We start from the raw sequence: 1,075 nt of genomic DNA, 5'->3' as shown, positions 1-1,075 counted from the left end.
CGAGTGACTCCCGGGCCGGCTGGATGGGATGTGATGCGGTGCTATCCATGATGCAACCTCCATGCGGCTTCGGTGGCGGCAAGGCCCCGGGGAGCCCGCCCTGGGTTTCATTCGAACACCGCGGACCCGGGCGGTCAAGGGCTCACAATTGCTGCCGGAAAGCGGCTGCGGACGGTCCCGCCGGGGCAGGGCAGTTACGGCCTCCCTAAACTTTCCACTGAGGATGGCCAGCCGGAAAAGCACGGAAATACGGGGTACTCTGGAGTCGCAATGGGGCCGGACCATGCCCGACCAAACCCAGGAGTTTTTCGTGTCTCAGCACACCGAATCGGACCGCAACGATTCTTCGCAGCACCACCCGACACAGCCCTCTTCGGTCCGCGACACGGACCCGCGCCCCGCCTCGCCGCACGCCTCTGTTGCCCCCGCGGCGGCTCCCTCCACTGCCGCTCCCGTCAGCCCACCGAGCCCGTCGCCCGCAACAGACGCGAGCGCAGCGCCCAGCGCAGCGGACATCAAGCGCTGGCGACAGTATCTCGCCGATGAACGTGCCGAGGCGGCCGTCTACCGGGACCTGGCGCAGAACCGCGCCGGGGAGGAACGCGCCATCCTGCTGGCGCTGGCCGAGGCCGAGGGACGCCATGAAGCGCACTGGCTCCAGTTGCTGGGCGATCACGCCGGCAAGGACCGGCACGCCTCACTCCGGAGCCGGTTCCTGGGCTTCCTGGCCCGGCACTTCGGCTCGGTCTTCGTCCTGGCCCTGGCCCAGCGGGCGGAGAGCCGCTCCCCGTACGCCACCGAATCGTTCGCCACCCCGGCCATGGTCGCCGACGAGCAGATCCACGAAGAAGTGGTCCGCGGGCTGGCCACCCGGGGCCGCAACCGGCTGGCCGGAACGTTCCGCGCCGCCGTCTTCGGCGCCAACGACGGGCTGGTCAGCAACCTGTCCCTCGTCATGGGCATGGCGGCCTCGGGCGTGGGCAGCCAGGTGGTACTCCTCAGCGGCGTCGCCGGGCTGCTGGCCGGCGCACTGTCCATGGGGGCCGGCGAGTTCATTTCCGTGCGGTCGCAGCGG

General features: G+C 70.0%; 1 protein-coding gene. It reads left to right on the top strand.

The window, feature by feature from the left end; all coding sequences use genetic code 11:
- Positions 1 to 283 precede the first annotated feature (283 nt).
- A partial coding sequence (locus tag LQV45_RS35035; protein WP_374208375.1) for a VIT1/CCC1 family protein occupies positions 284 to 1,075 on the top strand: 792 nt, incomplete at its 3' end.

This window comes from Microbacterium sp. Bi128 (assembly GCF_918698205.1).
Note: the sequence above shows the minus strand (reverse complement) of the source record. Positions and strands in the feature narration are given on the sequence as shown.